Source organism: Paenibacillus sp. FSL H7-0690, from assembly GCF_037980415.1.
GTDB classification, from domain to species: Bacteria; Bacillota; Bacilli; order Paenibacillales; family Paenibacillaceae; genus Paenibacillus_AQ; species Paenibacillus_AQ odorifer.
The window spans coordinates 514,225-540,939 of record NZ_CP150281.1; the positions used below are offsets into that span (position 1 = coordinate 514,225).

The 26,715-nt window shown below is 43.7% G+C and carries 26 protein-coding genes and 1 riboswitch; of the genes, 11 read left to right on the forward strand and 15 right to left on the reverse strand.

Annotated features, from left to right (window positions below; translation table 11 throughout):
* Positions 1-35: 35 nt before the first annotated feature.
* Positions 36-932, reverse strand: a complete 897-nt coding sequence (locus MHI32_RS02390) for a LysR family transcriptional regulator (protein WP_340011834.1) — start codon at positions 930-932, stop codon at positions 36-38.
* 339 nt (positions 933-1,271) lie between these two features.
* Here MHI32_RS02390 and MHI32_RS02395 point away from each other — a divergent pair, with 339 nt between their 5' ends.
* Entirely contained in the window at positions 1,272-1,943 is a 672-nt protein-coding gene (locus MHI32_RS02395) for an O-methyltransferase (RefSeq protein ID WP_076124611.1), read from the forward strand.
* A 214-nt stretch (positions 1,944-2,157) separates the two neighbouring features.
* Here the strand turns inward: MHI32_RS02395 and MHI32_RS02400 are convergent, their stop codons facing one another.
* From MHI32_RS02400 to MHI32_RS02420, 5 genes are all read right to left on the reverse strand, one after another.
* Positions 2,158-4,104, reverse strand: coding sequence for an ABC transporter permease (locus MHI32_RS02400; protein ID WP_340011835.1), 1,947 nt, complete (start codon positions 4,102-4,104; stop codon positions 2,158-2,160).
* Positions 4,094-4,855, reverse strand: coding sequence for an ABC transporter ATP-binding protein (locus MHI32_RS02405; RefSeq protein WP_340011836.1), 762 nt, complete (start codon positions 4,853-4,855; stop codon positions 4,094-4,096). Before MHI32_RS02405 ends, MHI32_RS02400 begins: the two co-directional genes overlap by 11 nt.
* A 106-nt stretch (positions 4,856-4,961) precedes the next feature.
* Entirely contained in the window at positions 4,962-5,966 is a 1,005-nt protein-coding gene (locus MHI32_RS02410) for a sensor histidine kinase (protein ID WP_340011837.1), read from the reverse strand.
* Positions 5,963-6,652 carry a response regulator transcription factor gene (locus tag MHI32_RS02415; protein ID WP_076124606.1) on the reverse strand — a complete coding sequence of 230 codons (690 nt, stop codon included), beginning with the start codon at positions 6,650-6,652 and terminating at the stop codon, positions 5,963-5,965. Before MHI32_RS02415 ends, MHI32_RS02410 begins: the two co-directional genes overlap by 4 nt.
* A gap of 77 nt (positions 6,653-6,729) precedes the next feature.
* Positions 6,730-7,620 (reverse strand): TetR/AcrR family transcriptional regulator, encoded by an 891-nt coding sequence (locus MHI32_RS02420; protein WP_340011838.1) that lies wholly within the window; start codon positions 7,618-7,620, stop codon positions 6,730-6,732.
* 204 nt (positions 7,621-7,824) lie between these two features.
* Here MHI32_RS02420 and MHI32_RS02425 point away from each other — a divergent pair, with 204 nt between their 5' ends.
* The gene (locus MHI32_RS02425; RefSeq protein ID WP_076124605.1) at positions 7,825-9,348 is read left to right on the forward strand and encodes a DHA2 family efflux MFS transporter permease subunit; all 1,524 of its coding nucleotides are present in this window, start codon (positions 7,825-7,827) and stop codon (positions 9,346-9,348) included.
* Between the two features lie 46 nt (positions 9,349-9,394).
* On the opposite strand, the gene MHI32_RS02430 is transcribed toward MHI32_RS02425, so the two are convergent.
* On the reverse strand, positions 9,395-10,441 hold the full coding sequence (locus tag MHI32_RS02430; RefSeq protein WP_340011839.1) for a YncE family protein: 1,047 nt from the start codon (positions 10,439-10,441) through the stop codon (positions 9,395-9,397).
* A 185-nt stretch (positions 10,442-10,626) separates the two neighbouring features.
* On the opposite strand from MHI32_RS02430, the gene MHI32_RS02435 reads away from it, so the two are divergent.
* The gene (locus MHI32_RS02435; RefSeq protein ID WP_340011840.1) at positions 10,627-11,508 is read left to right on the forward strand and encodes a nucleotidyltransferase domain-containing protein; all 882 of its coding nucleotides are present in this window, start codon (positions 10,627-10,629) and stop codon (positions 11,506-11,508) included.
* A 125-nt stretch (positions 11,509-11,633) separates the two neighbouring features.
* A complete protein-coding gene (locus tag MHI32_RS02440; protein ID WP_312149627.1) occupies positions 11,634-12,383 on the forward strand; it encodes a WecB/TagA/CpsF family glycosyltransferase in 750 nt (249 codons plus the stop codon).
* A gap of 607 nt (positions 12,384-12,990) precedes the next feature.
* On the opposite strand, the gene MHI32_RS02445 is transcribed toward MHI32_RS02440, so the two are convergent.
* From MHI32_RS02445 to MHI32_RS02475, 7 genes are all read right to left on the reverse strand, one after another.
* Positions 12,991-13,227, reverse strand: coding sequence for a hypothetical protein (locus MHI32_RS02445; protein WP_312149625.1), 237 nt, complete (start codon positions 13,225-13,227; stop codon positions 12,991-12,993).
* 231 nt (positions 13,228-13,458) lie between these two features.
* Entirely contained in the window at positions 13,459-14,292 is an 834-nt protein-coding gene (locus MHI32_RS02450) for an ABC transporter ATP-binding protein (RefSeq protein WP_312149659.1), read from the reverse strand.
* Positions 14,293-14,326: 34 nt separating this feature from the next.
* Positions 14,327-15,088 carry an ABC transporter permease gene (locus MHI32_RS02455; protein ID WP_036682669.1) on the reverse strand — a complete coding sequence of 254 codons (762 nt, stop codon included), beginning with the start codon at positions 15,086-15,088 and terminating at the stop codon, positions 14,327-14,329.
* On the reverse strand, positions 15,085-15,378 hold the full coding sequence (locus tag MHI32_RS02460) for an MTH1187 family thiamine-binding protein (RefSeq protein WP_036682688.1): 294 nt from the start codon (positions 15,376-15,378) through the stop codon (positions 15,085-15,087). Before MHI32_RS02460 ends, MHI32_RS02455 begins: the two co-directional genes overlap by 4 nt.
* Before the next feature lie 78 nt (positions 15,379-15,456).
* Entirely contained in the window at positions 15,457-16,506 is a 1,050-nt protein-coding gene (locus MHI32_RS02465; RefSeq protein WP_076124596.1) for an ABC transporter substrate-binding protein, read from the reverse strand.
* Between the two features lie 161 nt (positions 16,507-16,667).
* Positions 16,668-16,778: riboswitch (TPP riboswitch) on the reverse strand.
* A gap of 158 nt (positions 16,779-16,936) precedes the next feature.
* Complete coding sequence (locus MHI32_RS02470) at positions 16,937-18,388, reverse strand: hypothetical protein (RefSeq protein WP_052096734.1); 1,452 nt, start codon at positions 18,386-18,388, stop codon at positions 16,937-16,939.
* A 72-nt stretch (positions 18,389-18,460) separates the two neighbouring features.
* Positions 18,461-19,681 carry an MFS transporter gene (locus tag MHI32_RS02475; RefSeq protein ID WP_076192749.1) on the reverse strand — a complete coding sequence of 407 codons (1,221 nt, stop codon included), beginning with the start codon at positions 19,679-19,681 and terminating at the stop codon, positions 18,461-18,463.
* Between the two features lie 160 nt (positions 19,682-19,841).
* On the opposite strand from MHI32_RS02475, the gene MHI32_RS02480 reads away from it, so the two are divergent.
* The 7 genes from MHI32_RS02480 to MHI32_RS02510 all read left to right on the forward strand — a co-directional run bounded on the left by MHI32_RS02480 (position 19,842) and on the right by MHI32_RS02510 (position 25,376).
* The gene (locus tag MHI32_RS02480) at positions 19,842-20,261 is read left to right on the forward strand and encodes a pyridoxamine 5'-phosphate oxidase family protein (protein ID WP_036682665.1); all 420 of its coding nucleotides are present in this window, start codon (positions 19,842-19,844) and stop codon (positions 20,259-20,261) included.
* Between the two features lie 119 nt (positions 20,262-20,380).
* Positions 20,381-21,055: a response regulator transcription factor gene (locus MHI32_RS02485; protein WP_038568445.1), complete on the forward strand. Its 675-nt coding sequence runs from the start codon at positions 20,381-20,383 to the stop codon at positions 21,053-21,055.
* Positions 21,052-22,479 (forward strand): HAMP domain-containing sensor histidine kinase, encoded by a 1,428-nt coding sequence (locus MHI32_RS02490; RefSeq protein ID WP_076304327.1) that lies wholly within the window; start codon positions 21,052-21,054, stop codon positions 22,477-22,479. The genes MHI32_RS02485 and MHI32_RS02490 overlap by 4 nt, the downstream gene beginning before the upstream one ends.
* A 70-nt stretch (positions 22,480-22,549) precedes the next feature.
* Positions 22,550-23,461, forward strand: a complete 912-nt coding sequence (locus tag MHI32_RS02495; RefSeq protein ID WP_076307938.1) for an ABC transporter ATP-binding protein — start codon at positions 22,550-22,552, stop codon at positions 23,459-23,461.
* Positions 23,458-24,174 (forward strand): ABC transporter permease, encoded by a 717-nt coding sequence (locus MHI32_RS02500; protein ID WP_076124588.1) that lies wholly within the window; start codon positions 23,458-23,460, stop codon positions 24,172-24,174. Before MHI32_RS02495 ends, MHI32_RS02500 begins: the two co-directional genes overlap by 4 nt.
* A gap of 1 nt (position 24,175) precedes the next feature.
* Complete coding sequence (locus tag MHI32_RS02505; RefSeq protein ID WP_076307937.1) at positions 24,176-24,910, forward strand: ABC transporter permease; 735 nt, start codon at positions 24,176-24,178, stop codon at positions 24,908-24,910.
* 100 nt (positions 24,911-25,010) lie between these two features.
* Positions 25,011-25,376 carry a metalloregulator ArsR/SmtB family transcription factor gene (locus MHI32_RS02510; RefSeq protein ID WP_036682656.1) on the forward strand — a complete coding sequence of 122 codons (366 nt, stop codon included), beginning with the start codon at positions 25,011-25,013 and terminating at the stop codon, positions 25,374-25,376.
* Positions 25,377-25,828: 452 nt separating this feature from the next.
* On the opposite strand, the gene MHI32_RS02515 is transcribed toward MHI32_RS02510, so the two are convergent.
* Positions 25,829-26,590, reverse strand: coding sequence for a CPBP family intramembrane glutamic endopeptidase (locus MHI32_RS02515; RefSeq protein ID WP_340011841.1), 762 nt, complete (start codon positions 26,588-26,590; stop codon positions 25,829-25,831).
* Between the last annotated feature and the right edge of the window lie 125 nt (positions 26,591-26,715).

A 26,715-nucleotide genomic window follows, 5' to 3' on the forward strand; every position in this document is an offset into this window, starting at 1 on the left:
AAGGCCTCTTTTGTTGGGAATGAGCAATCATTCCGCTATATCGTATAAGGATTGTGTCGAATCATCTCAATTAAATTCACTGCGGCTGCTGATAAGGGCTCATTTTTACGTGTACAGATCGCAATGGTATTTTTCAGATGGACGCCTTCTACATATACTCGGCACAATTCTCCACGCTCTACATATTTGCGTACGACTAATGAAGAAACGAAGTTTGCACCATATCCGGCGATAACGGCTTTGATGGCTTCATGTAGTCCATTAAATTGCAAAGAGATGATAGGAGCGGGTGTGTTGTATGTGCGGCATAAAGATAATAATCGCTCCCGCGTTGAACTCCCTTCTTCACGCATAACGAAGGGTTCCTTCATCATTTTGGATAGAGAAACTTGCTGATTGGCATAACGATGATCGGGTGCGACTACAAACCATAACTCGTCCTGAAATAACTCCTCTGTCTGGATTGTATCTGGATAAGCCTCGGCGATTCCTCCATAAATAGCTATATCCACATCTACATTTAACAGCTGCTTGAGGGCATCACTTGAGTTGGTAGTGGTGATCATCATCTCCACTTGTTCATATTGCTGCTTAAACTTTGCAATCCAGGTAGGAATGAGAAAGTGAGCAGGCAAATACGTTGCGGCTAGACGGATACATCCGTTACTGCCGTTAACATAATCTTGAGCGAATTGCTCAATTTGTTGTTCTACGGCGAACAGTCGCTTGGCGAGTAGAGTAAGCTCTTCCCCTGCATCCGTTAAAGCAATTCCTCTGCCTTGAGGTTTAAATAGGGCAAAGGACAGTTCCTTTTCGAACTTCTTAATCTGCGCAGTGATGGCAGGCTGACTTATATTTAAAATTTCTGAAGCACGTGTCACACTGCCTGCCGATGCGATTACATGGAATAAGCGTAAGGCATGTAGGTTCATGGTTAAACTCCCATTCTTCGATTCATATATTAAATATATAAATTAAATATAAAGATATATTATATTTATGATTATAACTGATTTACAATACAGATATAAAGATGAACTTGGAAAGATGAGATTAGGGAAAGGAATAATGGAGAGGAGGTTTGGAACTTTAGGAGCGTAGCGATCGCCTTTGTCTCCGGATTTCAACCATGAACAGTGTTTAAATTGAAGAAATCTGGAGACAACAGCGACCGGAAGTCTAAACACTCCTCGTAGTTACGAACGATCCCTAAATGTGGAAATTATAAGTTCATTTAAACCAAAATCAATACTAAAGGAGAAGTGATAAATATGTATCAAACGACTACTTGGGATAAAGTCGATCAGTATATTACAGAGCGCCTGATTCCACAGGACGTTGTGTTGGAAGAAGTGTTGGTCACCAATCAACAGGCAGGGTTGCCGCCCTTTGATGTTTCGCCTAGTCAGGGGAAATTCCTCAATCTACTGGTGCAAATGAAAGGTGCACGCCGGATTTTGGAGATTGGCACCTTGGGCGGGTACAGTACGATTTGGATGGCAAGAGCCCTGCCGTCTGACGGACAGATAGTTACCTTGGAGCTGGATCCCATTCATGCGCAGGTAGCTAAAGCTAATCTTTCGCTTGCCGAGGTGGATCATCTGGTAGAGCTTCGTGTAGGGGATGCATTAGAGCAACTGTCTCAGATGAAACAAGAGGGCGTTGAACCCTTCGACTTTATTTTTATAGATGCCGATAAACCGAATAATCCTAACTATTTAAAGTGGGCGCTGCAATTCTCCCAGCCCGGAACGGTGATCCTTGGAGATAATGTGATTCGTGAAGGCGAGGTCATTAATGAGAATAGCGAAGACGCTCGTGTAGTAGGCGTACGGGAATTTTATGATCTGTTGGCTGAAGAGTCTAGAATTTCGGCTACTGCCATTCAGACGGTGGGAAGCAAAGGTTATGATGGATTTGTATTGGGGATTGTGAATAGCTGAGGGATTCGACAGATCCTCTGAGCGTTACGGACCCCGTTGGCGTTATTTGCGAATTTTTAGCCTATAGAGCAGGGTTTCGGACTCCAGTGACGCTATTACTTAGAAAGAGGTTCATCTGTGTCCGATAGATGCCGGTGCCTCCTACCTGTAAATGATATCAAATCAAACAAAGGTGTCCCTAAGCCATGATGGCTTTTGGAACACCTTTGTTATTTTAAAGCGCCTCTTTAATTACCTTTTTGTAATAGAAGACGGACAATATTGCAAAGATCGAATACAAAGCAGTGTATAACAGCATCACCAGAATCATCGGTGTCCAAAGCTCTGTGCCGAATAAGAACCAGCCGGATTTAACGGCGAAGTAGCTGTGAAGCAGACCTATGACTAATGGAATACCGAAGTTGAACAATTGCTTCATCTGTATACCTCTGAGCAAATCACCTTGCGTGAACCCAAGCTTTCTCAGAATGGTGTAGTTAGGTTTTTCATTTTCACTTTCATCCATTTGTTTAAAGTATAGAATACATCCGGAGGTAATCAAGAAGGTTAACCCCAGAAAAGCAACGATAAACATAATGAGTCCCATATTTTGTTTTTGACCTTTTATCGACTCTAATTGAGAGTCTTGTTTGTTTTTCTCATCAAATTTCAAGGTCTTGAAAAGTTCATTTGCCTGTTCAACGCTTGCCCGGACTTTCATATCAATCCCGATATTAAGGGAGGATCCCCTTTGAAGGGCAGGATCTAAATCCTTCTTTAAGCGCTTAAAGATCGATTCGTCTACAACCGCAACCGGTAAGCCACCACCTGTGTAATACCCTGAAATGGGACTTTCGATATCTAATCTTTTATAATCCTGTGGAAAAACCTCATGTAACCCTTTGAGTTCAATCGCACCTTTATCTTTCATAGTAACAAAATTATCCAGTGCACTGCTTGATTTCGTAAAATAAGCTTTATCTGGAGTTAGATCAACGTCTTCAAGTGCATTTTCACTTATGATCGCCAGGGTCATAATATTTGAAAACATATTGTCTCCGTCCGGTTTTTTAACAAGAATCTCTTCAACATCTACATCGATCTGAAGGACTTGGGTCCTTCTTTCTGTAAATACTAAATCATTTGCCGTTAGGATCTTTGTAAATTGTTCAGCCTCTTGGGCATTCGTGAATACAAAATCCGTTGGGACATATTGCTTGGAAGTTTTCTCAGCAGAGTAAAAGGAAATGTAGCTAAGGGATAATAAACCCAGGGCTAGTGCCGATACCGTTGTGATGATGGTCAATAATACGGCATTGGATTTCATGCGAAACATAATGGAGGAAAGAGATAGAACCTCTCTAATGTTCAGATAGCCGTTTTTCCGCTTACGAATGATATGAAAAATAAAACTTACCGAGCCTTTATAAAATAGATAGGTCCCAATAATGACGGATCCCAAAATAGTAATCATGGATATAGCCAATTGATTCATTGAGGTTACGTCGTCGGTAAGTAATTTAGAGGAGAGCACATAGCCCAGTAGGATTAGGCCAATTCCGACAATCCCTATGATCATTTCAAAGAAGGATAACTTTTTCACTGTACCTTCTGTTGTTGAGGTCACCCGGAACAAGGATAAGATACTTTGTCTTTTAATAAATCCATAATTCATCAGCATGATCAAAAGATAAATCACACAGAATACGATCAATGTCTGAATCAAAGCTTCGATAGAGAAATGAAGGGAGGCTATAGCATCGACCCCCATTATTTTAAATAAGATCATGAGGATCAATTTTGAGATAGAAAAGCCTACTAATATCCCTAGGATCAAGGAACCGAAATATAGGATAAAGTTCTCTGCCGAAAGAATGCGGAAAATTTTATTTTTGGTCATTCCAATTAACTGAAATAAGCCAATTTCTTTGCCGCGTCGTTTGATAAAGATCGTATTAGCATACAACAGGAAAATAGAGACAATTACAACTAGTAAAACCGAGGCAGCCGTGATGGCTGCGCCCCCTTTGATAGAGCTTTCCAGCTCATCCATCGAGGGATCATATTGCAAGGTGACAAAGGCGAAATATAAGGCCACACTAAAAACTAGCGCAAACACGTATAGGTAGTAATTTCGGATGTTTTTTCGCAGATTTCGAATCATTAATACATTAATGCTCATTCTGCACACCGCCTAATACACCCTGTGTTTTTATAATGTCATTGAAGAAAACTTGTCTTGATTGTTCTCCTTTATTTAGTTGCGTATAGATTTTTCCATCTTTTATAAAAATAACTCTACTACAATAACTGGCAGCCACTGGATCATGTGTAACCATAACGATGGTTGCTCTTCGTTTTTGATTGAGTTCAATTAGCTTATTTAATAAATCAGAAGCGGATTTAGAATCCAGCGCCCCGGTAGGCTCATCAGCAAAAATAATACTTGGATCATGAATGAAGGCACGAGCTGCTGAGGTACGTTGTTTTTGACCGCCAGAGATTTCATTGGGGTACTTATTTTTTAATTCCAAAATCCCCAATTCCTTTGCGAGACTTTCGAATTTCTGATTGGCGGCTTTCTTGGGTGTATTGGTAATGGATAGTGGCAGCAGGATGTTCTCCTTTACCGTCAGCGTGTCCAAGAGATTATATTCTTGAAAAATAAAACCTAAATGATTCTTGCGAAATTCAGCGAGCTGCTTCTCTTTCATATTGGAGATTTCATTGCCCTCGATGGTAATAGATCCGTTACTGATTTTGTCGATCGACGAGAGTACGTTGAGTAGGGTGGTTTTACCTGAACCGGAAGGCCCCATGATGCCAACGAATTCGCCTTCTTCTATACGAATATCGAGTCCGCTTAACACGGATTGTTTGTTTAATTTATTGCCATAGCTTTTATGAATTTTAGTAGCTTCTAGAATTGCCATAATGATTCACTCCTTCGTTTCTTCTTGTATAGCTTTATTATAAAAAAGTTTATTGTTCTTATCCTGCGATTGCCCGAACAAAATATAAAAGCATGTGACATTGTTGTCACATGCTTGAGATTTTAACGAATTCATTTTTGAGTGGGAAGGTTAGCGTAAATGTTGATCCCGCTCCGAGCTTGGATTGAACCCCGATGATGATGAGTAAGGATTGAGCTGCTTTCTGAGCTAAATATAAGCCCATGCCTGTGGCGGCATTGTCGCGATGTACAGTAGTGGAAGTAAACCCTCTGTCGAAGATGCGCGGCAGGTCCTTCGGATCTATCCCGCGCCCGCAATCCTTCACCTCAAGAACGATATGTTCAGTTTGCTGGTAGCTATTCACTGTAATATCAGAAGCCTCACTATATTTTACGGCGTTGGTTAGGAGTTGTCTGAGGATAAAAGCCAGCCATTTAGCATCACTAAGCACTTCAGCAGCTTCTAAGTTCAACTCAAAGCCGATTCCCTTCTGAATACACCAAGATTGTAATGTCTTAATCTCACTAAAAATAAGCGTTTCTATATCGATTTGCTCCATGTACAGGTCGTTTTCAATAAATGGTATCCGTCTTTGATGGAGCTGCTGATCCAGCAGCAGGTGAATACGCAGCCACTCATAGGTCAAGTGCCCCTTCATAACATCATCTTCTATACGCTCAATCATTAGATGCATTGCGGTCAGTGGAGTCTTTACTTCATGAATCCAGGATAACAGCTCATCCTTCTCTTGCTCCAAATTCATTAAATTGTCTGAAGCAGTCCGCTTTAACAATTTCACTTGGTTGGTGATGCTCTCTTCGATGATTTTCTCAAAAGGACTTTCGGCAAGAGCGATGCTTGTCAGATCGAGATCATCGTCCCGCTCATTTAAGCTTTTATAAAATCTGGTTTCCTTAGGATAGCGAATGACTAGAAAAATTACGAAAAAAATCATCGATAAAGAGACCAGATAGAGCACTGAAGACAGGGGGATGGTCGGGTCCATAAAGGTGATAAAGAGCATAAATAGATGTACAAAGAGAAAAAGCAAAATCCAACCGAGTCTTTCGAGCAGGTACTTTTTAATCATAGAGAATCCTCTTCAATGGCTACGTACCCTTGTCCAACCTTCGTCTCAATAAACGCCCCTAATTCAAGCTCGTCGAGCTTTTTGCGCAGCCTATTTACGTTGACGGTAAGGGTGTTATCGCTAATAAAGCGCTTATCGTCCCATAAGCTATTAATTAATTCCTCGCGGGTGACAATTTTATTCTTTTTCTCAATGAGCAATTTCAATATGAAAATCTCATTTTTGGTAAGCTCAATCGTTCCCGTGTCGTTGGTCACTGAATTCCGCTCATAATCGACGGTAGCTCCGCACCACGTTTTGAGTTCAATGTTATCCGTATTGTAATTGTACACACGCCGGAGAATGGCTTGCACCTTGGCAATGAGTACATCGAAATGGAAGGGCTTTTGGATATAATCATCGGCTCCCAGCTGCATGGACATCACCATATCTGTCGGATGATCCCGAGAGGATAAGAAGATAATCGGCAGATTAGAGTGAGAGCGAATCATTCTGCACCAATGAAATCCATCGAATTTGGGTAATTGGATATCAATTATCACTAAATCAGGTTTGATTTCCGTGAATTCCTGCGTAACATTGTTGAAATCTTGAATGCCATATACATCATAAGACCACTGCGTAAGCCGTTCTTTGATCTCATTAAACAGCGTTGTATCATCTTCGATTAATAAAAGCTTGAACAAATCGGTCACCACACTTTTAGTTTCGTGCCTTGCGTTTAGAATACGCTTAAATGATTGAAGCCATACTTTGATTGTGCTTAGAGCATTGCAGATAACACTGTCTGATAATGTGCAAATTCCTTCGTTTCATTAAACTGAGGGCACATTTTCAAGGAGAGCAGGGCGCTTTCGATTAAGAACTCTCTTGGTTCCTTGTTGTTCATGATCTCTTCTTGGATAAAATATAACAGCTTCAGTGCATTGGACAGGCTAGGATCATCGGCGGCGAATGATTTATCAATGATTTTTTTTAAGCTTACGGTCGCAAACGATAGATCATTATTAAAAAAATCAGTGTATTCAGCAACAGGCAATAGTTTCCCTACATGATCGGGGGAGATAAGCTGGATTCCTTTTTCGCTTACATCCTCAACAATCGTCTGGATAAGAGTAGTGCAATAATTAATGATTTGTTGAGAGGTAATGACTTCGTTCATGGCACTGTTAATTTGCAGCATATTTTGCAAGATGCCTGTAAAAATGATGGCTCCATCCAGTAGATAGGGTTTTTTATCTTCAGAAAATATATGCAGTAACCGTTCATGCACCCAGGTTAATAAGGTGAATTTAGTTTTTTTGATGAACGTAATTAAGTCCGGATCATTGGAGACCAGGGCATCTTCAACCAGCTGCAACAATTTATTTTTCTTATTGATTTTCATAACCAGTTGAACTTGTTTAGCGAATATATCAATGTCAGAGGGGTCCTGGCCAATGAGCAGGCCATTTCTGCCTTCTTCCAGCTGGTCATGAATAGAGGTGAATACAGCTTTAAAGAGATCCCCCTTGGAAGGGAAATAATTATAAAAAGATCCTTTGGAGATCCGGCTGTGATTCAGAATGTCCTGTATGGATGTGGCGTGGTAGCCTTTTTCAATAAATAATTCATGTGCTTTTTGAATCACTTGCTCTTTCCGTTTATTTATCATCTTAGGTGCCCCTTTAAGCTGGACTCTTTTGTGCAAAAAAACACTTCACGTAGAATAGACTAGCTTATATTTCCACTTAATACAATTTAGTTTTTAAATGAATTCTGACTTGCCAAGCAGTAAATATAAGAGTAATATATTCTACATTGTAACATAAGTTCAAAATTGAACCGACGGTATGATTATAGAATGGAGGATTCCAAAATGAAAACGAAAGAAAGTAAAGCGTCCTATGGGATTTTGGCAATCCTTATGATTGGTGCATTTGTTGCTTTACTGAGTAATACCTTGCTCAATATAGCTTTACCATCGATTATGAAGGATTTTGATGTCAGTGCCTCAACGGTACAGTGGTTATCGACGGGTTATATGTTAGTGAACGGGATCATGATTCCTTCAACGGCCTTTTTAATTCAAAAGTATACAGCCAGACGATTATTCCTAATCGCCATTGGATTATTTGCAATAGGGACCTTCATTGGAGGCTTTGCTCCAAGTTTCCCTGTATTATTGATTGCGAGAATGGTCCAAGCCTCAGGGGCCGCGATTATGATGCCATTATTAATGAATGTATTGTTCACCACATTTCCACCTGAAAAACGTGGCTCGGCCATGGGGATGTTTGGTTTGGTTATGATTTTTGCACCAGCCATTGGTCCTACACTCTCAGGATGGATTATTCAGCATTATGAATGGCCTGTGCTGTTCTTTATGATTGCACCGATCGCCGTATTGGTGTTCATTCTTGCCTTCTTCAAACTGCATGATCCTAAAAAAGATGTGGCTATTAAAATTGATATTCTATCCGTAGTTCTATCAGCGATTGGGTTCGGGGGTCTTCTATACGGCTTCAGTTCCGCTGGGAATAAAGGATGGGATGATCCAATGGTCTACTCCACCCTTATTATCGGGGTTATTGGTTTAGTGATATTCATTATGCGCCAGATGAAGATGAAGGAGCCTATGCTTAACTTCAGAGTGTACAAATATCCGATGTTCGCTTTATCCTCAGCGATTTCGATTACACTGAATATGGCGATGTTCTCAGCCATGATGTTAATGCCGATTTACCTGCAAAATATTAGAGGTATTTCACCTCTGGATTCGGGACTCCTAATGTTGCCTGGTGCGTTGATTATGGGGGTTATGTCTCCAATCACAGGTAAATTGTTCGATAAATTCGGCGGCAAAGTCTTGGCGTTAATCGGTCTGGCTATCGTAGTGATCAGTACGTATTTCTTTAGTGATCTAACTGAGACAACGAAATATTCGACACTTATGATTTTGTATTCTGTGAGAATGTTCGGGATTTCAATGGTTATGATGCCTGTGATGACCAATGGTCTGAACTCCATCCCGGCTAAATATACACCACATGGTACAGCCATGAACAGTACGATTCAGCAAGTCTCCGGGGCGATTGGCGGGGCGCTGCTTGTAACGATTATGTCTAACAGTACCACATCACATGTCAAAGATATGGTAGCTGAAGCTGTGAGTAAATTAACGGCTAAGCCTTCTGCAGAGCAATTGCTTGGCATTCAAAACCAAGTCATCGCAAAAGCAACGATCGAAGGAATTAATGATGCGTTCTTAGTGTCAGTAGGCGTTGCCATTATTGCCTTTATCCTAGCTTTCTTCATAAAAAGAGGGATACAGCCTAAGGATACAGAAACAGTCGAGGAAAAAGTGGCTGTTAAACAAGTTTCATCCGCTAGATCGATGTAATTTGATATGTAGAAAGACGCTCACCTATGGTGGGCGTCTTTTTGTCTTAATTAAAAATAGAACTCTGAGTGAGTCTTGGTCCATCTTGAATGACCGTTATGGAGTCGTTTCCACCTACATAAATTCTATTTGTGAGCGGGTTTAGCACAGTGCTGCCTGATACGGAGGAGAATCTTGCGAGCCGTTTAAACGTGGTGGCGTTATAAACGGACATATGATTCTTATCAAAATTACCAACAAATAAATGATTTGTATTCGGGTTGATAATCGTGTTGGAGGAGGTAGGCAACACCTTTGTGGTTATAATTTTGTTGTTGCGCCCATCTATGACAAACAGCCTGCCCTTACCCTCCACTTGTGCACTTGAGACATAAATACGATTCGTCAGCGGATTTATAACGACCTCACTTTGCAAACGTCCCAGCTGTACATTACGCAACAATTTATTGGTTCGGCCATTGATCACAGAAAGAAACCGGCTCAAGTTATTAGCGACATAAATACGATTGGTAATTTTATTAAGTGCTGGCGCTATCACGGGGTTACTTCCGACTTTTATTGTCGCAATGATCGCCTGTGTAGTTCCGTTAATGACGGTGACGCTATCATTTACTGTATTGGTCACATAGACACGGTTGGTAAGCTCATTGATAACAATTCTGGAGGGGCGTCCACCGAGTTCAATCTTTTTACGGACCTGATTTGTTTTCCCGTCTATGACGAATAGGGTTCCGAATGCGCTAGTTACATAAATCAGATTGGTTCGAACATTTACTCCGATATTGTCTGGGAATCGGCCTACTTTGACAGTTTTGATTACCTGGTTTGTCCGCCCGTTTATGACAGATACGTTTTCGTCACGGAAGTTAGGTACATAAATCCGGTTGGTTTGGGGGTTGATTCCGAGCTGAGACGGCAGTCTTCCTACAGGGATCCGAGCGATAATGCGATTAGTTCTGCCCTCCAATACCCCGATAGTTCCAGCCTCGGTGTCTGGGTTTACAAAGTATACTCGATTCGTGACGACATTTACTTTTATATCTCCGATCGGTCCGGCAGAGCGGACTGTAGCAATCACTTTTGGCTGCGCCATGCTTTTACCCCTTTCCAAGTAAATAGATACTTCATTATATTTAGGCTTAGGCAAAAGGGTACTTCATTTATCCTTGCAAGATATATATTAGGAGTGTAGAATGGTACTCCATTATCCAAATATTAGGTTAGGTGTAAGCGTTTTATTTTTTGAGAAATTGAGATTGATTGGAGGTTGGGGTTGAAATGGTGAAATCAGTGTTGTCGGATATTTTATTAACACCTGATAAGATGCAGGTTCATAGCGAATTATTAGAGAAAATTGGGCAGTATATCACACAAGAAATTCTAAATCATCCGTTAATGAAAGAGGAGAGTCAGCGGGTAAGTATTCTCCTTGATGGATCGACCGCACTTGGTGTGGTGGATGAGCAGTCGGATGTGGATGTAATCATTATTTGTCAGGACGAGTATTATAGCAGCATTAATCATCGGTTCGAGCAAGCGGGGCTGATCCCGGAGCAAAGTAGTTTTTTTATGGATTTACGACTTCCCAGCGGCAAGACCGGACATTACACACTGCATAAAATATCAGAAATCAAAGCGGCGTTAATGAGCGGAAATATGGAATGGCTGTGGAATGCTTCTATTTCTTATATCTACTATGACCGATTGGATGTAAAGTCACTTTTTGATGCCTATGTGCCCCTCCAACCTGGAGTCCTAATGAGATTTCGTAAGAATTCATACATACAGTTACGAAGTTATGCCAAAAGCTTAGATAATCCTGTAGTGCGTGGCGACGCCTTTCCTATTTTATTTTTAGCGGTTTCTCTTTATAAAGAAGCATTACGCTGTGCCATTACTATTGAAGGTTACCCCTACCCCTATGACAAATGGCTGGTACCTGTAGCCAAACAAACGGCTGTCGGCCGAAAGATTATGGAGTGTGCGGGCGATTTTTGGAGTTTTATTAGAGATGATGAATCCTTTGCTCCTATGTACCAAGAGGATAATAACTTTGTCAAAATGGAAAAACGATTCCGGAAGATACTTGTAGAGGATTTCCGCATGCGGGGGATCGATGAACCTTGGTTAGTAGAGTGGTGGAAGTTTATGGAGGAGTGAGTGGAGCTATAGGGTGTTTGGGTGAGTAGAGTAGCTGTGGTGATTAAGTAACTTAAATGACTCCCCTTCCTCCTCTTGATTATGGTAAGGTATATTGAAGTGGAATTTTAGTGAGAGGTGATTATATGGACGGGACAGTTTCAATATTAGGAGTTCCCTTTTCAAAACTAACACTACATGAGACAACACTTCATCTAACAAAACATATTCAATCTGGGGAATCGAAACTTTTCCATTTGATCACGGCTAACCCGGAAATTACGATAACAAGTCAATCGGACGAGCTGCTACGAACCATACTTCAAGAAGCGGATTTAATCACTCCTGACGGGATTGGCATTGTGATGGCATCAAAAAGAAAAGGCGATCCTATTGCTGAGAGGGTAACTGGATATGAGCTGCTTCTTGAGCTTTTGGAGCAAGGAAATAGCTTGGGCTGGAGTTTTTATTTCTTGGGAACAGATGAGCTTACCAGCTGTAGAGCGGTCGAAAAGATCACGGAGTTATATCCGAATGTGAAGATTGCAGGAAGACATAATGGTTTTCTTACCAAGGAAGAGGAGCCTGCCATTGTAGCAGAAATACAGCGCGCACAGCCAGATTTCCTGATCGTTGCGATGGGTGCGCCATACTCTGACAAATGGGTATATAAGCACAAACAGGAGCTTGCGCAGGTAAAAGTTGTTTTTGGCGTGGGGGGCAGCTTGGATGTAATAGCGGGAAAAGTTACTCCTGCACCAGCGCTATGGAAAAAACTCAATCTGGAGTGGTTGCATCGACTTTTGTTCGCTCCCGTTGCGAAGGGACAAAAGTCGCGATGGCGCAGACAGGCAGTGCTGCCCAAATTCGTGTTCCGAGCTATGATTAGGAAATGAAGAAAAGGCCTCGTTTATGGGGGCCTTTTTTAGGTTCGGTTGGTGGGAGAGGAGGAGGGGGCAGATGTGAGAGTAGGAAGTAAGGAGTAGGGGGAAGAGTAAGAGAGATTAGTGGGAGTAAGGTGAGGAGTATGAGCAAGAGTGAGTAGTCAGTAGTGGAATTGAGGAAGGAGTAGGAGTAAAAGTGAGTAGTGGGAGTATGTGTAAGAGTAGTGAGTAGAATGTAAGTGCGACTATAGCTGTGACCTTTAAACAAATTAATAATAATAAACAACACCGATTCTGGTTGATGCCATAGCCTCGTATTTATTCAAACTAAAAGCTAAAGAGGAACAATAAGGGCAAAAATGCCCTAGATCGGGTGCAATACAACCCGAAGTGGCAAAAGAAAGGCAAAAATGCCCTGGATCGGGCGCAATACAGCCCTAAGGGGCAAAAGAAAGGCAAAAATGCCCTAGATCGGGTGCAATTCAACCCGAAGTGGCAAAAGAAAGGCAAAAATGCCCTAGAATCGGTGCAATACAGCCCGAAGAGGCAAAAGAAAGGCAAAAATGCCCTTGAATCGTTGCATTTCAGCCCGAAGTGGCAAAACAAGGGCAAAAATGCCCTAGATCGGGTGCAATACAGCCCGACGAAGCAAATCAACGGTATAAATCCCGCAGAATGAGCCAAATCCGGCCCGACGAAGTGAATCAACGGTATAAATCCCGCAGAATGAGCCAAATCCGGCCTGAAGCAGCAAATCAACGGTATAAATCCCGTAGACTGAGCCGAGTCCGGCCTGAAGCAGCAAATCAACGGTATAAATCCCGTAGACTGAGCCGAATCCGGCCTGAAGCAGCAAATCAACGGTATAAATCCCGTAGAATGTCCCCAGCCCGCCCGGTTACTATCCATTACCAACAGGGAGTCGGTTTTCGCCACACATTTAATGTGATCCCTACTATGATGAGTGAAATTTGTTTAATTGAGCAGATACATCCGCGTTAATTGAAAATAGGGTAGGAGTTTATCGCTGCAAAATAAAAAAACTGACACCGCTATACCAGCGATATCAGTTTACAGAGCTTAGCGATTAAGCTAGCGGCTGCCTATTTTTAGCTTGTTCCTCTCGCATCCACTGTGACAACTGGCGTTTGAGCTTAAGGAACTCGGGAGAGTCCGTAATCTCATCACGGCGTGGCCGCGGAAACGGCACATCGACTGTATGCAGAATGGAGCCGGGGCGGCCGGAAAATACATAGATACGATTAGAGAGCAGCAACGCTTCTTCGATGTTGTGAGTAATGAACAGCACAGAGCGGCGATTCTCTTCCCACAGCTCAAGCAGCCAGCGCTGCATTTCACTGCGAGTTAGTGCATCCAGTGCGCTGAAAGGTTCATCCAGCAACATTAGCTCCTGAGGAGCGAGCAATGCTCTGAGAAAAGCTGCACGCTGCTGCATCCCGCCAGACAGCATATGCGGATAAGCATGTTCGAACCCGCTTAACCCAACCTTGGCTAGCCACTGGCGCGCTTCCTCGCGGGCTCCATCCCGCAGTGCGCCCTTGATCTCCCCAGCAAGCAGCACATTATCCTCAATCGTACGCCAAGGAAAAAGCGCAGGCTGCTGCGGCATATAACTAATTTCACCGCGTTGACCTGTAACGGCCTTACCGTTCATGAGGATCGTGCCTGCATCGGGTTTCACAAGGCCTCCAATCATATGGAATAAGGTGCTTTTTCCGCAGCCGGAAGGACCAACGATCGAAACGAACTCTTGTTGCTCTACCTTGAGAGAGACATTATTCAGAACTTTCGTCTCACGGCGACGATGGGAAAAAGATTTGGAGATGCCGCTCACTTCAAGGGCGGGTGCCACGGTATGAGCTTCAGGAGAGCTTATGACTTCTGTTGTTCTGTGTTGCATTTGCGTCGCTTGAGACATACAGGCATCTTCCTTTCTATGAGTTACGGCGCGGCTTCCAGCGAACCAGCCATTTTTCCAGCAATGCAATAATAGCAAAGAGTACAAGACTTAAAAGTACAATAATAACAATAGCGACAAACATCCGATCCGTACGATATGCGGATTTCTGCAGGAGCATATAATAACCAATACCTTTATCCGCGCCAATCCACTCAGCGACCACGGCGCCCATAACCGCATAAGTAGCAGATATTTTTACGCCGGAAAATAGTGCCGGGATAGAAGAGGGCAGCTCCAGCTTGGTGAAGATTTGCCACTTGCTTGCGCCAGCCATTTTCATATAATTCATCATGACCTGATCACTTTGGGCCAGACCGCCCATCGCAGCGACAGCTACCGGGAAGAAACATACTAGTGTAATCAGCACGATTTTGGGCAAAAGACCAAAGCCGAACCAGATAATGAGCAGGGGTCCGAGCGCGATGGAGGGAACATTTTGACTCAGAATAATAAGTGGATAAAAAGCCCGTCTAGCCCAAGGCAAAAGATGCAAAAGCAAAGCAACGATCAGGCCTACCCCCGTACCAATGGGAAAACCAATTAAAGTGAGCCGCAGCGTAGCCATCGTATGAGCCCAAAGACCAGAAGCGTTACTGGTGGATTCACGGGCAATATCAGCTGGACTCGGCAGAATCCAGGATTCAATATGAAATACAGATACAGATAGCTGCCATACGGTTAAAAAGAAGACGACCGCCACAAGGGGCGGCCATATTAGCTTCCAGGTCGATCTCACGGCCGATATTTCTCCGTCAGTTTATCCATGCTGATTCCGTTAGGATTATGAGCGATTTTGATCTGCGAAATTACGCTTGGACTGCCTGCTTCGATCAACGCCTCCTGCATCTGACGCACAACCTCCAGCAGCTCGCTAAGCTCACCTTCCATTGTGGTTTCCAGCGGATTCACTTGATGTTTAACACCGGATTTCTGAATGACCTCAATCGCTTTATCTACGTATGGGATGGAATCCTCATTGTTCGGAGTTTTTGGAATTACTTGAATGCTTAGTAGGGTGTTAGCCACAATAATCAATCCTCTCATTTTATAAGGTAAGTTCAAAAAGCCAACTTTGATAACGAAGTAATTCATTACAATTGTTGTTTACTCCGCCGGTAAAAAATCATTACTGAATGCACTAGCAGCATCCAGCGGTTTATCCAGCAACTTCAGATCATACATCCAGTCGCCGTAATTTTGCCAGACCTCGGTTTTTTGCTCGCCCCAGCGGGCAGCATCGTCCTTGTATTTTGGGCTAAGCCATTTTTGGCTAGCTAGGACAAGGTCGGCGTCCAGGTCAGGAACGGCCTTCGATAACATACCGGCAGCCTCTTCCGGATGATCTATGGCATATTGATAACCTTTTGATGTGGCTTTCATGAAGGCCTTCACCAGATCAGGATGATCTGCAATTTGCTTCTCACTCGTCGTCAGCACAGGCGTGTAATAATCGAGCTGCGGCGCATAATCCTTTAAGTACAGCATATCCAATGGCTCGCCACGCAACTCAGCCTCAACACCAGTCCAAGCGTAGAAAATCCAGGCGAAATCAATGTCACGTTTGACGGCGGTAAAATAATCAGCTTCACCGATACTGATCAGCTTCACCTTTTTCACATCGCCACCTTCAGGATCCATGATGGCTTTCATGGCTGCTTCTTCGGCCGGTGAGCCCCAGCCTCCGTAGGTTTTACCTTCGAAATCCTTTGGTGATTTAATATTGCGATCTACTGGAGCGGCGAATCCCGACGTATTATGCTGAATAATAGCTGCTATCGAGACAAGGGGTACGCCTTGTAGACGGGCTAGTGTTAATCCTTCTTGGGCGCTGATGCCAAATGCAGCTTCGCCAGAAGTAACCATAGTATCAGAACCCGCTGCGCCTGGCTGAACGATCTCGACGTCCAGACCTTCTTCAGCGTAGTAACCAAGATCCTTAGCTACGTATAGACCGGTATGATTCGTGTTCGGTGTCCAGTCGAGTGCGACTTTAACTTTGGTGAGCTCTTTTGGAGCATCCGTCCCAGCCGCAGCAGTTGGATCAGTAGCATTTGCTTTGTTTCCGGCTGTATTCCCATTGTTGCTGCCGCATCCGGCAATGGCAAGAATGAGTACACAGGTGAGGCACAACGTAAGTGCTTTTTTAAGGTGCATGTCTTCTTCTCTCCTTAAAGGTTACAAGAATCCCGTCTTCACAACATGAACCGTAAAGTGTAGTATGTACGTTTTTCTACATCTTTTAGTGATCTTACAAAAAAAGCGCCCCGAGTGATCGGGACGCTGGCTTGGCGCAAGGTTAGTTAAGGTCACAGGGACCAGAACCAATTGGCGATTCCTACGCTGGCATTATCCAGATCAGGTATAAGGGTCAGTATCTTGTGGGATACAATCTCAGCCGGCCAATTCCAGCACCCCTGGTTCTATGAAGTTAACGGGTATTTCTATGTGCAATATAAGTAAGTATAAGTTTTGTACCCATACTTTATATCTTATATTTCTCGCATACGGTGTATTATAGACGGCTGTACTCGGAATGTCTAGTAGTGCACTCCTGAATTTTTCCAATCCAGTAGTTTCTTTTTTGCTAGTCTAGATCTTTATATTTTTTGCGGTGACGCCGTTTAAGCTCACTAACCAGCGCCCCTAGCGTGAGGACAACGCTGATCAGAATCCCGCTCATGATCACGAAGAGGGCAAGAAATTCAAAGGGAGAATAACCAATCATTTTACTCCATTGAATCTTTCCATCCAGATCGTCAATGACCTGATTCATGCCGTAAATCCCGCTTACTACCGTAAATACAGTAAGAATCATCAGCAGATTATCCCGTCGCTTGGATTGAAACTTATCCTGATACTGAAACAGGTCATTTAAAGTTTCTTTCACTTCCTCGAACAAAGCGTCGTTTCCGTATACTTTACGCAGCTGAAGAAATATCTCCCGGCCCTGCGACTGGGAAATCAACTCCAAGAAGTAGAACTTTGCCGAGAACTTATTAATGGAGTAGATTAGATTGTCTATTTCCTCATAATCATGATTAATCCGAAGTCGGGAGTGCATATTGGCTAGCTTTAGCAGAACGATTTTGTGGAAAATATTGAGTAAAAATCCGTAATAATATTGCCCGTACATCTGGTTGGCTAGACTAACAGCAATCTCCTGTTCAGCGCGGGTCATGCAGCAAAAGGTCTGCTCATTCATCATATAATACGTGTCTGGACCCCAGCGATTATAGGAGTGTTCATGACAATAGTTCGCAATATATGCTGGATCGCTGGCACTGGCATAGGGCTTTCCGTTCAGATCAATTCCATCAAGCTGTGAGGCACGATAGCGCAGATTTACACTAATCTCATCAGAGCTTTCTTCATTCTGAAAGCCATAAAAAGCTTGCACCTGCATTCTTTCATCTACGAAAAAAGGAAGGGTCTCGAAATAAGCCCCATTGATATCCGATTGATCCAGATATGGCTCCAGTCCATCCACCAAATTTCGGAAGACAAAATCCTCTACCATCTCATAGGTCTGTTCCCCGCAATGAATATAAGTGTAATCATCCTGTATGAAGGTATTCTCTAGCGCACGGAAACGATCCGCGAATTCTAGGGCAATACTAAAGGGAATTGAATCCCCCTCCAGTTGGACACGTATCGTCACGAATCCAAGCTGAAAAGGACATATGAATATATCCGTCGAGAGAATTTTGAAAAATATAGATTGCTGCGGAATCTCCAGAATGCAGTCGAGATTATTTACTCTGGAAAAACGGCGAAACGAGTCGGCATCCTTCCTGCGTGGAAAAAGGACATGTGCAGCAAACGGTAAATAGGTGCGCTCCATTCGTTCATGGGAAACACAGTAGCCATCTCCGTAGTAGGCAGCTTCAAGCTCTTTATTATCCAGAAAAAAACGTGTGAAGCCGTCGTCCTGTAATTGCTGGATAAGCTGCTTAGAATCGCCCTTTTTTATAGAAAAGGGAAATATAAACTGCATGAGCGCAGTATGTAACAAAGGCTCAGTTGAAGACTCATTCATTCATCGTCCATCCTTGTGCTCAGAATATGCTTATAGATCACATTACCCTAAAAGGATAACGTTGATACTGTTCTAAATACGGGAACTCTTTCCTTTCACCGCTTGCATGGATTGGAACCTCCATGCGGCAATGCTTAGCAGAAACAAGAAGGCGGCAAAAGCGGCCAGTAATCCGGCTGTTTGTGCCACTTCTAAATGGTCCATAGACCAGCCCATAAACAGAGGTAGCAAAGCACCGCCAACACCTCCGGAAGCAATCATAATGCTGGGTGTTGACTCTTCGGTGCCAGGCAGCATTTTGCTGGAGAAGACTAAAGCAATGGAGAAAATACCGGACATAAACAGCCCCAGAAGCAGGATTACAATGAAAGCAGCCATTCGATTGTCAGTGAACGGAAAGAGTGTCAGCAGTAACAAGGTTAGTAAACAGCTGCTGAGAATGTACACGCGGTAAGATATTTTTTCGGCAATTACACCCGCAAACAATCTTCCTGTAGACATCGCCAGCCAAAAGAAAGTGACTGTCAGTGCTGCGGCAGACTCCGTCATCCCTAGCTTGGCAATAAAGATAGCCGGCATAAAGTTGACTAAACTCATCTCTGTGCCTACATAAAGAAAAAAGAAAACGATGAAGATCCCTAACAGAATCCATTGCTTACCTTTATACGGAAATTTTTTGTTAGAACGTGAGCTTGAGGATTGCGAATTGTCTGCTCCTTGGACAGAGGCGCGTTCATCCAGCATTCGTTGTAGATTACCGAAATGCCCTCTTGTCCAGAGGATAAGAGAAATTAAGGAGAAGGCAGCGACGATTAGAAAGGCCAATCTCCACGCTCCGGCAGCAATGAGCGGACTGGCGATAAGCGGCATCACGAGTGCGCCTATCCCGAATAGCACTTCAAGCCGGCTCATTGCAATAGCAGTTCCTTCGGTTACAGCACCAATAATAATGGTGCCGATAACAGCTTCGATCATCCCGAAACCAAAACCTGCGGCAACAGCGATAACATACATCCAGCCCCAAGGCGGTAGAAAGGCGTAGGCAATTTCTGCAACTAGTAGAAGACTGGTGGCAATGAGGATGCCTCCACGTTTACCGAAGCGGCGATTAAGCAGGGGAGAGACCAACACGCCTGCTAAAAAACCAGCGAATTGACTAAAGATTAATTCACCGCCAGCACTATAATTTTGATCATAATGTTGCAGTAGAACGGGCAGAATAGATCCCAGCACAACATGTGCCAGACCGATAACGAAGTAGGAAAGACAGCCGATCCAAATCAGTTTTTTCACGAAGTAAGCTCCTTATCTTGAAGTAGTTTATGAAGTAAGGTCGGATTCAATGTGAACCTGAAGGGTACATTATAATAAGCACCATTGTTATGATAAATCCAAACGGTGAGCTTGGATATATAAACTTTTGTTTACATGCTTGAAGGGAGAGATTTACGTAATGGATAACAAACAACTGGAGCAACTCATTATTAAAGCATTGGATGACAACAAGTTCGGTTCCTTTGGTACGATCGAAGAAGGAAATAAGCCGAAAGTACGTTATATGGCCATTTTCCATGAGGGTTTGAAGATTTATTTGGCTACAAATCGCAAAACTCATAAAGTGGAGGAGTTATCCGATAATCCGAATGCTTTTGTACTGCTTGGCTATGAGGCAGGCGGAAGCAAAGATGTGCTGGAGATTGAAGCAACTGCTACCGTGTCTAAGGATGAAGGCTTGCGCTCCAAGGTATGGAATAAAGAGCTGGAGCCATGGTTTACAGGACCTGATGATCCTAATTATGTAATTCTGGAGCTTACTCCAACACGTATTGAGTATGTAGGCAGCAATAAAGAGCATGGAGTATGGCAGCCGTAAGCTATAGCGTTGAATTGATCAAACAGCCCTCCTATCCCATATGGGGTAGGAGGGCTGTTTGATGTGTTATAATGACTTCAACTTTTTAGGTATTCATATCGGGGAGGAGCTAAAGCTACATGAGCGTTACTCTGTTATATATTGAAGATGATCGTGAAATTGGCAGTGTAGTGTCTGCTGATTTAAGCGAAAGAGGATATAGTGTCCGCTGGTTACGGAGCGGCGAAGGAGCGATGGAAGAAGCCGGCGCCTGCCAACTGGCTATTCTCGATGTTATGCTACCAGGTCTGGACGGGTTTACGATCGGGCAACGTTTGAAACGTTCTTACCCTAAGCTGCCCATTTTGATGCTCTCCGCCCGGACCTCGATTGATGATAAGCTGCAAGGTTTGGAGTTCGCAGATGATTATTTGACCAAGCCCTTTCATCCGGATGAATTGGCCGCTCGAATCGAGGTGCTGCTCCGAAGGAATGGGGCATCGGTTCAGGATTCACTCACACTTAAACATCTAGTCGTATATGAAGGGGATAACCGCGTGATGAATGCTCAGACTCAGGAAGAAATCATGCTTACAGGTAAGCAATTTCAGATTTTTTCCTATTTGCTGCGTCATCTTAACCAAATTATGACGAAGGAGCAGATCTACGAGGCCGTTTGGGGTGAGGCTTATATCGAAGGAGATAAAACTCTAATGGTACATATTCGTTATTTGCGTGAAAAGCTGGAGCTTGATCCGGGTAATCCGGAAATTATCGAAACTGTCCGTGGGATCGGCTACCGGGTAAGAGCATGAGAGGATTAGAGCGCATTCGCAAGAAACGTAATTCCTCTTTGTTATCAGGGTATTTGCTAATTATCGTATCTGCACTGCTATTTATCCCTGTGGTCCTTCCGTTGTCTTTTGTTGGCTACAATATCCTTAACGAAGTGACCAAAGGTGCCTCGCCTGTAGATACATCCCTGTATTCGAATATTGCACCGCTGGAGACTATGTGGCATAAAGAGGCACTTCACTTAGAAAGTGCCTCTTCGGAAGCCATAAATCAGCGGCTGCATGAATTGAGTCGAAAATACACTGAGGCTACTATGTTTTGGGTAGACGGGCAGGGAAAAACCCAGTTGATTCTCACGCCTGAAGAAGGGGATAAGGATAAGATTTACCCTGAAGTTCCTGATCAGTGGACTGCGGCTGAGGCTATTTCATTTATGAAAGAAAGTACGAATCGTGATCCTTTAGCCATCGTTGCTTTCGTGGGGGACAAAGTGGAGGCAGACAAGGGATTTATGGTGATGCAAATTCCAAGCAAGCTGCTGAACAAAGGGGCTTATGGGGGATTAGGGGCTTGGGCTTGGTATAACTTTGTGTTATTTACCCTTTTTGGAGGGTTCGCTCTGGTTTCATGGATGTTCTTTAGAAAAATTCGCAAACGGCTGCTGCAACTGCAAACCGCGATGACGATCACAGGCCCGGATAGAATGCCTAAGTCTATAGTGACAGGAAAACTGGACGAGATCGGTCGCTTGGAGGAAGCTTTTAATACGATGGTAACTAAACTGGATGAAAGCCGACGCAGGGAAATAGAAGAGGAAGAGTTGCGTAAGCGTCTAGTCTCGAATTTATCTCACGATTTACGCACACCCCTAACCGTCATTCGCAGCCATATCCATGTTATGACCAAAGAGGATCTGACCTCAAAAGGTAAGCAGTCCTTACAGCTTATGGATGAGCGTATTGCGGATCTTAGCGTCCTGATCGAGAATCTTTTATCTTACAATCTGCTCAATAGTGGACGGGTAACCTTAAAGCTGGAACGTAAAGATGTTTTACGCTTGTTACGGGAAAGTGCGGCTGCTTGGTACCCCGTATGGGAAAAAGAGGGCTTCGATATTGATATTAACCTGGAAGCCGAACCGCTATTCTGGAGGGTGGATGAGGTCTGGTTCCGCCGTATTCTCGATAATTTGTATCAAAACATTGTACGACATGCCAGCAGCGGGCATTATGTCGGGATCTCAACGGAGCAACGTAATGAACAACGTGCCATAATTATTGCGGATCATGGTCGAGGCATTCAGAGTCCATCCGATTACAAGGGGGCAGGTTTGGGATTGTCTATCGTCGATCTTTTGATGAAGCATATGGAGCTGGAATGGGTTGTGGAGAGCACAGGCAAAGGCACTTCTATTGTAATCTTTGATCCGCGTCGTGAAATTTAAACAAAACTTAAACTTGGCACTTCCTTGTTCTTAACCTTGGGACGTTATGCTGTATACCGAGGTGAAGAACATGGAAGAAACAGTGATTAAAACTAAGGATTTATTGAAAAAATATCGTGGCCGGGCTGCGGTAGAAAATTTGAATTTAAATATCCGTAAGGGAGAGATTTATGGTTTTCTGGGTCCTAACGGAGCTGGCAAAACTACAACAATCCGTATGCTGCTTGGCCTAATTACACCGACATCTGGAAAAATTGAAGTGTTCGGCCAGGATCTTCGGAAGAATAAGATGCAAATTTTACGGAAGGTAGGGTCGCTTGTCGAATCCCCCTCGTATTATGGGCATCTGAGTGCTGTGGACAATCTCGAAGCGATCCGCCGCATTCTGGATGTTCCGAAGTCACGAATCGCTGAAGTGCTAGATATTGTTTCTCTAACCGGGGAAGAGAGACGTCCGGTCAAAGGGTTCTCCCTCGGGATGAAGCAGAGACTCGGTATCGCAGCTGCCTTGCTAGGGAATCCAGAGCTGCTTATTCTGGACGAGCCAACGAACGGACTCGACCCGTCAGGGATTCAGGAAATTCGTGGGCTTATCAAACGTTTGCCACAGGAACAAGGAATTACGGTTGTAGTATCCAGTCACCTGCTTAGTGAAATTGAACAAATGGCAGATACCGTGGGTATTATTCGCCAAGGGCAAATGGTATACCAAGATACAATAGCTAATCTGCAACAACAGGCTGCTGGCGAGATACGCCTTGCGGTTTCGGAACCAGAGTCTGCGTTACGTCTCGCTGGAGGCCGGGGGTATGAAGGGACACTACAAGAGCAAAAACTGATTTTTTCAAGAATGAACGATGCAAGAGTAGCGCTGCTAGTCAAGGCTTTGGTAGAGAATGGGCACGCTGTCTATCGTGTAGAGGAGCGGAGACAATCGCTTGAGGACTTCTTCCTACAGGTTGTGGGAGGCGGGGAATCATGATGTGGCGGGCGTTGTCAGCGGATTGGCTTAAAATCCGCGGCAAAGGAATTTGGTTTCTAGTGTTTCTAGGACCGATTGGTCTAGTAGCCATGCAGGGCCTTAACTTTGGCCTTCGTTATGATTATCTGCGTCAGCAGTATAGCGCGGATTTATGGGGAGGACTTCTGGATAATGTGTCCGGGTTTGTGCCCACAGCTCTTTTTCTGGGAGGCACTTTAGTATGCTCGTTGATTGCAAATGTCGAACATCAGATGAGTTCATGGAAGCAGCTCTTGGCACTGCCTATCTCTCGTACCTCAGTGTTTATGGCTAAGTTAATGCTCTGTCTGCTGCTAGTGGCAGTTTCCTGCTTGTTGCTCTCAGTGGGGATAGTTGTTTTAGGGCTTATTTTGGGCTTCAAAGCGGATCTTATTCCTTATGTGGATGTAGTGCGGATTGGCTTTATGTCCTATATTGCGGCTCTGCCGGTCATCGCGCTACAGCTGTGGCTTTCCCTGGCTAATCGTAATCAGACACTGCCAGTTGCCCTGGGGATCACATTATCTTTGACGTCATTTTTCTCCATGTTCCTTTCGGAGTGGGTGCCTTTAACATGGCCATATTTGGCGTGGGACTCCTCTAATCGCCTTTTGTTCAGCGGTGCGGGTCTGCTGCTGGGAATGCTGGTGTTTTTGCCGGGTGCAGTGCATTTCGCTCGAAAGGATGTGGATTAAGATGATGTCATTTTGGAGAGTATTGTCCTCAGAGCGATTAAAAATGTCTAAATCATATGTTTGGCTTTTAGTCATAGGAAGTCCGGTTTTATCACTGGTTCCCGGATTGTTATCGGATAATCAAGGTGAGAAGATGTCTTGGGAGCTGCTGTTAAGTGTGATGTCAATGATGCATGCTTTGCTGTTTCTGCCTGTGCTTTCAGGCATTTTTGCGGCCCTGATCTGTCGTTATGAGCATCATGACGGTGGTTGGAAGCTATTGTTGTCTCTGCCTGTAACCCGGTTGTCGGTGTATCTCTCAAAATATGTGATGATCATCGGATTGCTGGCTGCTGTGCAAGTAACGTTCCTCGTTATGGTGCTGGGAATGGGCTTGTTCCAAGGGGCTCCAGATCCAATCCCTTGGGCTCTACTGCTAAAATCAGTATTTGGCGGCTTTGTAGCCTGTCTACCTCTCGCCGCATTGCAGCTGGCGATCTCGCAAAGCTGGAGCAGTTTTGGCGCACCGCTGGCGCTGAATGTGAGTCTGACCATTCCCAATATACTGATCGCTAATTCTTCAACCTACGGCCCCTATTATCCTTGGGTACAGCCGTTGTTGGCCATGAGTCATTATGGTGATGACGGATTTGGTGCCTTTAATCTGCCTTTAGAGACACTGATGATGATAGTGGGAGGAAGCTTGATTGTCTTTTTTGCCGCAGGACTAATCTCCTTTTATCGTAAAGCAGTCTAATTCACAATCAGAGGCTATAAACTCCTCCTCAATGGACATCCCGTGCTGTTTTTCTTATAATTAAAGAATATAATTAGCTAAGATGGAGGAGGGCGAGAGCATGGAGCCAACGGCATTAGAGGACTGCGACAATACATGCAAGGGTTCAGAGCTTGAACCGGAATCCATTGCATTGATCCTGCCAGACCGTGGGATTACTGATAAAATGGCAGAAATGTTCAAAGCGTTGGGTGATCCAACACGAGTGCGGCTCATTTACGCTTTGTCACAGCAAGAATTATGTGTACATGATTTGTCCGTGATCCTTGATATGGGCCAATCTGCGATATCCCATCAGCTCCGTTATTTACGGAATCTACGGATCGTGAAGCGGCGTAAAGAGGGGAAAACGGTATTCTATTCGCTGAACGATGCGCATGTGGAGCAGATCTTTTTGCAGACCCACGAGCATGTCCGACACGAATAGCTAGTTGCAAAAAAAGAGGGACTCCAGCAGCCATTGAATGGCTTTTGGGAGTCCCTCTTTTTATTATGCCGACGAGTCCCAACCATCCACTACGGCTTACGGACCCAGCTGACGTTATTTGCACAATAATCGCTTTTTGAGCAGAGTTGCGGACCTCAGTGCAGTTATTCTTTAGAAAGAGGTCTTATTTTGCTCTTTTTCATGCCAATAGCGCCTATGGGGTCCGATAATATGCTAAACCGGGGATAATACTGCTTTTAGTGTCAATTGGGTCCGTTAGCTGTGTGGTTTGCGACAAATATTGCTCTAATGAAGCTAAGTGGCATCTCAGCTTAACTAACTAGCATCTCAACTAAACTAAGTAGCATCCCAATTAAACCAGGCTGCATAGGGGTTAACCAATGCGTTTAAATCCACTGAAGCCTTGTATTTCGAAGTAAGGATTTAGCTTATTAGCTGGCTTGATTTAGGTTCTTCGTTAGGTTTGGTTTTCTAAAGGACAACACTAGCCAGACACATTGCACAGCAAGCACTAGCAGGATAAATAGATCGATTCCCATGTATTCACTCGTATTATCGTTGCCCACAAACTGAATTAAATTATGTATAAAGTGAAAGGATATCAGCGGAAGAATATTATTATTGTTTAGCATCAACAAGGCTAGCGCAAAACCGATCAGAAGCGCATATACGAGTTGTAGAAGAATTTGTGTGATATCTGTGCTGGATAATGCATTAAGTAAGTGGGTAATAGAGAAAAGAATACTTGAAGTGATCACTGCTGTTTTAGCCCCTTTAGGAAGCAAGGTCTTAAAAATCAAACCGCGATAGATACTTTCCTCCACAAAAGCGACCAGCAGGGTGAAGAAGATAAAGAACAGTACCTCAGATGCACTGATCTCACGAAATCCCTTAAAGGATATGGTAATCAGGACCACTACTAGCGGGGCATAATAGATCCAGTTGCCCGAGGATATGGTGTTTAGAGGTCGGAAGCCAAGCGTGCTCCATTTGCGCTTAACTGTAAAGTAGATGATGAGTACAAGCGCGATTGGGATGAAGGAGATAAGTACAGGGGCGGTGTACGCAAGTTCCTTAATTGTTGCGTAAGCCCCAGCGGCAGTTACGGCTACAAGTAATAACACTTCGATAATAACTACACTCCAAATAGGGTGTTTCTGTGAAAAAGAAGACGTTTTGGCTAGCTTTGACATGTTCTAAATTCATCCCTTCTGTGTAAATCATTTGCCCATCGAGCTTCATTGATAATGGGGTCATTCGTATGTAAGAAACTTACTTTGGGTCATACATGATTTTACATATTTTCACGTAAAGGTCA

What these genes read in the sequence shown, in the direction of transcription:
- MHI32_RS02390 (WP_340011834.1), bottom strand. Translation starts at nt 932, where the DNA reads ATGAACCTACATGCCTTACGCTTATTCCATGTAATCGCATCGGCAGGC.
- MHI32_RS02395 (WP_076124611.1), top strand. Translation starts at nt 1,272, where the DNA reads ATGTATCAAACGACTACTTGGGATAAAGTCGATCAGTATATTACAGAG.
- MHI32_RS02400 (WP_340011835.1), bottom strand. Translation starts at nt 4,104, where the DNA reads ATGAGCATTAATGTATTAATGATTCGAAATCTGCGAAAAAACATCCGA.
- MHI32_RS02405 (WP_340011836.1), bottom strand. Translation starts at nt 4,855, where the DNA reads ATGGCAATTCTAGAAGCTACTAAAATTCATAAAAGCTATGGCAATAAA.
- MHI32_RS02410 (WP_340011837.1), bottom strand. Translation starts at nt 5,966, where the DNA reads ATGATTAAAAAGTACCTGCTCGAAAGACTCGGTTGGATTTTGCTTTTT.
- MHI32_RS02420 (WP_340011838.1), bottom strand. Translation starts at nt 7,620, where the DNA reads ATGATAAATAAACGGAAAGAGCAAGTGATTCAAAAAGCACATGAATTA.
- MHI32_RS02425 (WP_076124605.1), top strand. Translation starts at nt 7,825, where the DNA reads ATGAAAACGAAAGAAAGTAAAGCGTCCTATGGGATTTTGGCAATCCTT.
- MHI32_RS02430 (WP_340011839.1), bottom strand. Translation starts at nt 10,441, where the DNA reads ATGGCGCAGCCAAAAGTGATTGCTACAGTCCGCTCTGCCGGACCGATC.
- MHI32_RS02435 (WP_340011840.1), top strand. Translation starts at nt 10,627, where the DNA reads ATGGTGAAATCAGTGTTGTCGGATATTTTATTAACACCTGATAAGATG.
- MHI32_RS02440 (WP_312149627.1), top strand. Translation starts at nt 11,634, where the DNA reads ATGGACGGGACAGTTTCAATATTAGGAGTTCCCTTTTCAAAACTAACA.
- MHI32_RS02450 (WP_312149659.1), bottom strand. Translation starts at nt 14,292, where the DNA reads ATGCAACACAGAACAACAGAAGTCATAAGCTCTCCTGAAGCTCATACC.
- MHI32_RS02465 (WP_076124596.1), bottom strand. Translation starts at nt 16,506, where the DNA reads ATGCACCTTAAAAAAGCACTTACGTTGTGCCTCACCTGTGTACTCATT.
- MHI32_RS02470 (WP_052096734.1), bottom strand. Translation starts at nt 18,388, where the DNA reads ATGAATGAGTCTTCAACTGAGCCTTTGTTACATACTGCGCTCATGCAG.
- MHI32_RS02480 (WP_036682665.1), top strand. Translation starts at nt 19,842, where the DNA reads ATGGATAACAAACAACTGGAGCAACTCATTATTAAAGCATTGGATGAC.
- MHI32_RS02485 (WP_038568445.1), top strand. Translation starts at nt 20,381, where the DNA reads ATGAGCGTTACTCTGTTATATATTGAAGATGATCGTGAAATTGGCAGT.
- MHI32_RS02490 (WP_076304327.1), top strand. Translation starts at nt 21,052, where the DNA reads ATGAGAGGATTAGAGCGCATTCGCAAGAAACGTAATTCCTCTTTGTTA.
- MHI32_RS02495 (WP_076307938.1), top strand. Translation starts at nt 22,550, where the DNA reads ATGGAAGAAACAGTGATTAAAACTAAGGATTTATTGAAAAAATATCGT.
- MHI32_RS02500 (WP_076124588.1), top strand. Translation starts at nt 23,458, where the DNA reads ATGATGTGGCGGGCGTTGTCAGCGGATTGGCTTAAAATCCGCGGCAAA.
- MHI32_RS02505 (WP_076307937.1), top strand. Translation starts at nt 24,176, where the DNA reads ATGATGTCATTTTGGAGAGTATTGTCCTCAGAGCGATTAAAAATGTCT.
- MHI32_RS02510 (WP_036682656.1), top strand. Translation starts at nt 25,011, where the DNA reads ATGGAGCCAACGGCATTAGAGGACTGCGACAATACATGCAAGGGTTCA.
- MHI32_RS02515 (WP_340011841.1), bottom strand. Translation starts at nt 26,590, where the DNA reads ATGTCAAAGCTAGCCAAAACGTCTTCTTTTTCACAGAAACACCCTATT.